Genomic DNA, 6,851 nt, shown 5'->3' on the forward strand with positions numbered 1-6,851 from the left:
GACCCGAATTCATCTACCACCGCGAGAACGAAATCGTTCGCTGCGCCTGGCATGGGTGGGAGTTCGACATCCAGACGGGTGCGGCCCTGGTCAACCCGTCCGTTCGCGCGCGGACGTTCCCAGTCACGGTCGAGGCCGGGAGCATTTACGTGACGGCCTGATCAGAGCGGCGCGCCTTAGCGACCGGTTAGGCGCCGTTACCCGAAGCAGGCGTCTTATGCGCCTCATCGTTTTTGCTAATGCGGCACAATTTGGGATGGATTGCCTGCACGTTCCGATAACGTGACGAATAAACTGAGAAAAATCAGCGCAACTCAAGTGGGGAACAACATGAAACATCATCTTCTTGCACCGGCTCTTGGCATGCTGTTGCTGGCGCCGATCGCATCGGCATCCGCTGCTGACGTCACCATGCCGGACCCGAATTACGCAACGGCGACGGCGGTCATGAACGTGATCAAGAATGCAGCCGAGCAAGAACTCGGACTCGACGTTTCCACCGTCACCACCACCGCCGTCCCGGTCATCTGGGAAGCGATGGATCGCAACAAGGGCGAGGTTGATGTCTGGCCGGACGTCTGGTTGCCGAACCAGCAGGGTCTCGTCGACAAATATGTTAAAGGCGCGGGCACCGTAAAACTCGCCCTGAATGGCTACGAAGCCAAGCAAGGCTACTGCGTGACCCAGGTCACAGTCGACAAATATGGGATCAAGGACGTCGCCGATCTCGCCAATCCAGATAACGCCAAGATCTTCGATACCAATGGCGACGGCAAAGGCGAAATCTGGATCGGCGCTTCAGGCTGGCAGTCGACCAACATCGAAAAGGTGCGTGCCCGCGACTATGGCTTCGCCGATTTCTTCGATCTACAGGTGACCGACGAAGCGGTGGCTGCCGCCTCGCTCGATCGCGCCGCGAAGGCCGACAAGCCATGGGTCGGCTACTGCTACGGTCCTCATCAGAATTTCGCCCGCTACAAGCTTGCCTTCCTTTCCGAGCCGAAACACGACCCAGCCAAGTTCGTGATGCTGCAGCCGAGCGAGGATCCTCAATGGTTCGAGAAATCGAAAGTGTCGTCCGCTTATGCTGACACGACAGTGCACATTGCCTATGCCGCTTCGCTGGCGCAGCGGCAACCGGAGCTCACCGCCGCTCTGGATCGGATTACTTTCAATCCGGACGACATCAGCAAATGGGCCTACGCAATCATCGTCGATAAGAAGCCGGCAGACGATGTGGCGAAGGAATGGATTAAAGCCCACCCCGATGAGGTGGCGAAGTGGTTTGGTCATTGAAGTCCATGACTGAGATTGCAGGCTCTGAGCGGGCCTGCATCATCGCCCGGCGGCTCAAATCCGTGATCGGGCGGGAGCTGTAGCGGTGGACGCGGCACCGGTCAGTGCATCGGGCGGAGCCGGCTCGGCGGACCGCGCAAACGCGGTAACCCACGCTGCCGCCATCATCATGAAGGGAGTCTGGAAAATCTTTGGCCCCAGCGCGCCGGAGGCGATGGCGGCGATTTTGCGCGACGGCCTCGACAAGGACGAAGTCGCCGGGGGCTGCGGCTGTGTCGTGGGCGTGGCCGATGTCAACATCGCGGTTCGGCCGGGTGAAATCTTCTGCGTCATGGGCCTGTCGGGCAGTGGCAAATCGACGTTGATCCGCCATATAAACCGTCTTCTCGAGCCGTCCGCCGGCGAGATTTTCGTCAATGGCGAAAACGTCATGGCCAAGTCGCCCGATGAGTTGAGGGCATTGCGGTCTCGCAAGATAGCCATGGTGTTCCAGAGCTTCGGTCTGCTTCCGCACCGGACCGTGCGCGACAACGTCGCGCTTCCGCTGGAGATCCAAGCAGCAAACAAACAGCGCAGATTCGATGCCGCCGAGGCCGCGCTCGTCAAGGTGAACCTGTCGGGCTGGGGGGACCGTTACTGCCATGAACTCTCGGGCGGCATGCAGCAGCGCGTCGGACTCGCCCGGGCTTTGGCTGCCGATCCGGCGATCCTCCTGATGGATGAGCCGTTCAGCGCGCTCGATCCGCTGATCAGGCGGCAGCTGCAGGACGAGTTCCTGGCCCTTTCGCGCTCGATGGGCAAGACGGTGATCTTCATAACCCATGACCTCGACGAGGCGATCCGGATCGGCGACCGCATCGCGATCATGAAAGACGGCGTCATCGTCCAGACCGACACGCCGGAGGAGATCGTCACATCGCCGAAGCATGACTATGTCGCGAAATTTGTCGCCGACATCTCGCGCCTGAAGGTGATCACCGCCGGACGCATCATGGAGGCGGTCGAGAATTTCAGGAGCCGGCACCGCCCCGAGCTTGACGTCGAGCGGTTGCGCAGGGTGGATTCCCGAGAAACGCTCGCAGAACTCGTCGAACTCGCGGCGCAGGATGCCGCACCGCTTGCCGTGACAGATCCCGATGGGTCTGTCATCGGTGTCATCGACAGACAGATCCTGCTCGACGGTTTGCGAAAGGGCGAAGAACGTGAACGCCCATGATCCGGTCGCCGTGCGATCGATAGAACACGCTTCACCGGGAGAGGACGGGCTGGTCCGGGAGTTCGTCGTCCGCAATCCGGAATATTACGCCGAGGTGTTCGCCCGCATCCGGCAGGCTTCCGGTGCCGTCTGGCCGTTCAACCTGGCGGCCGCGCTGCTTGGGCCGGTGTGGGCTGCAGCCCGAGGCATCACACTGCTGTTCTGGCTCACCTTCTTGCTGGAGACGCTTGCGGTGGTTCAGATCGGCGTCGGCGCGGCGGGTAATCTCGGCGCGACCGAGCAAGCACGAGCCGAACGCGTCACCAAGCAGGCGCAGGCGCGCGCCGAACAGGCAAAGGCCGCCGAGGCGGCGGGGGCGGACAACGCGGCAGGGCTGAAATCATCAGCGGTCGCTCTGGAGAAAGCTGCCAACAATGCCAGACTGCAGGCTGAGGCCGCAAAGGCAAAGGCGCCGCTTGTAATTGGGTCCGGTCTCGTCACTTTGCTCCTCGCCCGGCTGGTCGCCGGCTTTCTTGCCAATAGGATGCTCGAGCGACGCTTCGCGCGCTGGCGTTCGAAGCCGACGCTTCAGCACGGGCTCAATTACCCGCTGTCGCTATGCGCTTTTGCCTTCTGTATCGCGGCTTACGGGCTTTCGGCTTATCGCTTCGCCGCACCGACACCAGCCGTCTGGCTGACTGCCGCGCCGTCGAACCGCGAGTGGCAGGCCACCTTGTCATCGTGGCTGGACAGCCTGATGGGAGCGATATCGCATCTCGGGGACGGCTTCTTCGGGGGCATCACAGCCGCAATATCGTTGGTGCTCGATGGCTTGGCCTATGGGCTGACGGGGATGCCCTGGCCAGTGACGATGGCGATCATTCTCGCCCTTGCCTGGCAACTGGCTGGACCACGAGTCGCCGTCTTCACCGCCGCTGCGCTCGCCTATCTTGCCGTACTCGGCTTTTGGGAAAAGAGCCTGGAAACGGTCGCCCTGCTGGGCACATCGGCAATTCTTTGCCTCGCGATCGGAATCCCGCTTGGGATATGGTGTGGACGCCGGCCGCGCGTCTACGCCGCCGTGCGGCCAGTGCTCGACTTCATGCAAACCATGCCAGCGTTCGTCTATCTGATCCCGGTGATCGCGCTGTTCGGCATCGGCAAGCCGCCGGGGGTCATCGCGACGCTGATTTTCGGCACGCCCCCGGTCGTGCGCTTGACCGCACTCGGCCTGCAGGGCGTCTCGCCGGCCATAAGAGAGGCCGCGCAAGCCTACGGCGCGACGAGATGGTTTCTCCTGACGCGGGTCGACCTCCCGCTTGCAATGCCTTCCATCATGGCCGGCATCAACCAGACCATTCTGATGTGCCTTTCCATGGTGGTCATCGCTTCCCTCATCGGCGCCAAGGGGCTCGGTGAAGATGTGCTCAATGCCCTTCAATATGCGGCGGTCGGGCAGGGACTGCTCGCGGGCTTCGCCATTCTTCTCTGCGCCATGATCATCGACCGTATCGTGCAGGGAAGAACTAAGTAGATACCCGTGTTAGGCCGATGCTCTCAAAGAGGTTGCGCCGGCCAACACGCGGAACCCGGCGCCCCCGGCCAGCCCCACCTTTGAATGGCGATTGCCTGCCGTTCAGAAATAGTCCTGGTCGGGCATGCTCTCCTTGCGCCTGGCGATGAAGGCCCGCAATTCTTCGTCGATCGCCGGATCGAGGCCGGGGTCAGCATAGTCGCTCAGAAGCTTCTTCCACTGGCGATTGGCGCGCTGGGCGGCGTCCAGCCCGCCCTCGGAATTCCACTGCTCGAACGAATTGTTGTCGCTGATCGTCGAGCGGTAGAAGGCCGACAGGAAGTTTGACTGCGTATGGGCGCTGCCGAGGAAGTGCGAGCCGGGCCCGACTTCTTCGATGGCGTCCATCGCCTGCGCATTTTCCGACAGGTCGATGCCCTCGAACAGGCTCATCACCTTGCCGCAAAGGTCGGCGTCGATGATGGTCTTCTCGAAGCCGGTGACGAGCCCACCCTCCAGCCATCCTGTCGCGTGGTTGATGACGTTGGCGCCGGCGAGAAGCGACATCAGCAAGCCCCAGGTCCCTTCCTGCTCCGCCTGCGCGTCGGGCAGCTTGGATGCCGAGAGCGTGCCGACGGTGTGGAACGGCACGCCGACCCTGCGCGCCAGCTGACCCGCCGCCAGAACCATCTTCGCCGCTTCCGGCGTGCCGAAAGTCGGCGCGCCGCTTTGCATCGAGATGGTGCTGGCGAAGCTCCCCATGAGGCAGGGCGCTCCCGGATTGATGAGCTGGACGAGAGCGAGACACGCAAGCGCCTCGGCAAGCACCTGCGCCAGCGTGCCGGCGACGGTGCAGGGGCTCATCGCGCCGGCGAGCGTCCAAGGCGTGCAAGCGACCGGCTGGTTGTTGCGCGCATAGACCTTGAGCGAGCCCGACATGTTGGCGTCGAGCACCAGCGGCGCATTGGTGTTGCTGACGTTGTAGAGCACGGCGTTCTCCGCAATGAACGCCTCACCGAAGACGATCTTGGCGATGTCGACCGCGTCCTGCGCCCGCATGGAGCCGATGAACGCCCCCATGAAAGGGCGATCCGAATAGCGCACATGCGTGTAGAGCATGTCGAGATGGCGCTTGTTCGCCGGGAGGTCGACCGGTTCGCAGACTACTCCGCCGGAATGGTGCAGGTACGGGATCATCTGATGGATCCGCACCAGGTCGCGGAAGTCGTTCAGTGTCGCATAGCGACGGCCCCGGTCGAGATCATGCACGAAGGGCGGACCCCAGGACGGGCAAAGCACCGTGTTGTCGCCGCCGATCACGACGGTGTTGGTAGGGTTGCGGGCATGCTGCTTGAATTGCCGCGGCGCCGTCGCCTGGACGAGCTTGCGGCACATGCCGGGCTCGAAGCGGACACGCGTTCCTTTCACATCGGCGCCGGCGGTGCGGAAGAGATCCAGGATTTCCGGGTCGTCATGGAATTCCATGCCGACCTCCTTGAGCAGGCGGTCGGCATTGGCTTCGATCAGGCTCAACCCCTCCTCGTCGAGGATGTTGAACGTGCCGATCCTGCGGCTGATATAGGGGCGGCGCGGTTCCTGCGCGCCGCGTTGCACGAGGCGCGCGGCGCGGCCACGGGACCGTGCCGGGGGTGCGGCTTCGCCATGTGTGACGACATCTTCCATTATGTGCCTCCAGACGTTCAGACGGATGCGGCGGGCTGCAAATGGTCCAGTCCGCGCAGCCGCAGATTTCGTGGATCGTAGGGCGCTTCCTGCAGTTCGCGCGCCGCGAGTTCCTTGCCCAGGATCGAGACGCCGAACTCGCCTTCGGGCACCCCCGGCCTGAGATAGGCGAGCGCCAGCACCTTATTGGTGCGGAAGCCATAGCCGCCGCTAGTGATGACGCCGACCGGCCGGCCGTCTTGCAGGACGGCATGGCCGTAGAACGGGAGCCGTTCGTCATCGTCCTCGATCTCCAGCAGCGCCATCCGCCAGGGGTTAGCCTTCTGGCGTTCCAGCATCGCCTCGCGGCCGATGAAGCAACGGCCGTCCGCCTTGACCAGGGCGCCCAGTCCGGCCTCGAGCGGCGTGCGCTCGGTCGTGAGGTCCGCGCCCCAGCCGCGATAACCCTTCTCCAGCCGCATGAAGTTCGAGGCATAGACGCCGAAGGGATGGAGGCCATGCTTGGCGCCGGTGTTGACGACCGTTTCGTAGAGCCGCCGGAACTGCGCGAGCTGGACATGCAGCTCCCATCCCGGCTCGCCGGCGTAGGACACGCGAAGCGCCGTCAGCTTGATGCCGGCGATCTTGATCGTCTGCGCCGACAGCCAAGGGAAGGCCGCGCTGGAGAAATCGACCTCGCTGACCGCCTGCAGAATCTCGGCCGCGTTCGGGCCCATGACGCCAAGGACGCCGCGTCTCTCGGTGATGTTCTCGATGACGACACCGGCGAACGAGGCCGACCGGGCGCGAAGCAGGTCTTCGTCGTGCCGTTCCGCCAGCGCCGCGCTGGTCAGGTAGAAACGGTGCTGCTCGAGCCGCGTGACCGTGAACTCGGATGCGACACCGCCTCTCTCAGTCAGAACGTGGATGAGACCGATGCGGCCGAGGCGCGATGGCGGCGTGTTGGCGCCCAATGAAGCCATGAAGGCTTCGGCGTCCGGCCCGCTCACCTCGAATTTCGAGAAGGCCGAAAGGTCGATGACGCCGGCGCTGTCGCGGACCGCGAGGCACTCGCCTTTCACCGCGCCGAGCCAGCCGGGGCGTTTGAAGGTCAGCGGCGGGTTGCGGTCGGTGCTGGCCGGCGCGAACCAGTTGGGCCGCTCCCAGCCATAGGCGGCGCCCAGC

The 6,851-nt window shown here is 63.5% G+C and carries 6 protein-coding genes; 4 read left to right on the forward strand and 2 right to left on the reverse strand.

Annotated elements, in window-relative coordinates:
• Positions 1–32 precede the first annotated feature (32 nt).
• The 4 genes from EOA75_RS26145 to EOA75_RS26160 all read left to right on the forward strand — a co-directional run bounded on the left by EOA75_RS26145 (position 33) and on the right by EOA75_RS26160 (position 4,025).
• The gene (locus EOA75_RS26145; protein WP_245466702.1) at positions 33–161 is read left to right on the forward strand and encodes a Rieske 2Fe-2S domain-containing protein; all 129 of its coding nucleotides are present in this window, start codon (positions 33–35) and stop codon (positions 159–161) included.
• Between the two features lie 100 nt (positions 162–261).
• Positions 262–1,296 carry a glycine betaine ABC transporter substrate-binding protein gene (locus EOA75_RS26150; RefSeq protein WP_127325505.1) on the forward strand — a complete coding sequence of 345 codons (1,035 nt, stop codon included), beginning with the start codon at positions 262–264 and terminating at the stop codon, positions 1,294–1,296.
• Between the two features lie 169 nt (positions 1,297–1,465).
• The gene (locus tag EOA75_RS26155) at positions 1,466–2,512 is read left to right on the forward strand and encodes a betaine/proline/choline family ABC transporter ATP-binding protein (RefSeq protein ID WP_127325508.1); all 1,047 of its coding nucleotides are present in this window, start codon (positions 1,466–1,468) and stop codon (positions 2,510–2,512) included.
• A complete protein-coding gene (locus EOA75_RS26160; RefSeq protein WP_206517038.1) occupies positions 2,499–4,025 on the forward strand; it encodes an ABC transporter permease subunit in 1,527 nt (508 codons plus the stop codon). The genes EOA75_RS26155 and EOA75_RS26160 overlap by 14 nt, the downstream gene beginning before the upstream one ends.
• Positions 4,026–4,127: 102 nt before the next feature.
• Here EOA75_RS26160 and EOA75_RS26165 read toward each other — a convergent pair whose 3' ends face one another.
• Entirely contained in the window at positions 4,128–5,687 is a 1,560-nt protein-coding gene (locus EOA75_RS26165; RefSeq protein WP_127325507.1) for a trimethylamine methyltransferase family protein, read from the reverse strand.
• A gap of 17 nt (positions 5,688–5,704) precedes the next feature.
• Positions 5,705–6,851, reverse strand: a 1,147-nt coding sequence (locus tag EOA75_RS26170) for an aminomethyltransferase family protein (protein WP_164747565.1), incomplete at its 5' end; no start/stop codon positions are given.

Origin of the sequence: Mesorhizobium sp. M1A.F.Ca.IN.022.07.1.1, from assembly GCF_003997575.1 — a bacterium.
GTDB lineage: Bacteria > Pseudomonadota > Alphaproteobacteria > Rhizobiales > Rhizobiaceae > Mesorhizobium.

What these genes read in the sequence shown, in the direction of transcription:
- EOA75_RS26155 (WP_127325508.1), top strand. Translation starts at nt 1,466, where the DNA reads ATGAAGGGAGTCTGGAAAATCTTTGGCCCCAGCGCGCCGGAGGCGATG.
- EOA75_RS26165 (WP_127325507.1), bottom strand. Translation starts at nt 5,687, where the DNA reads ATGGAAGATGTCGTCACACATGGCGAAGCCGCACCCCCGGCACGGTCC.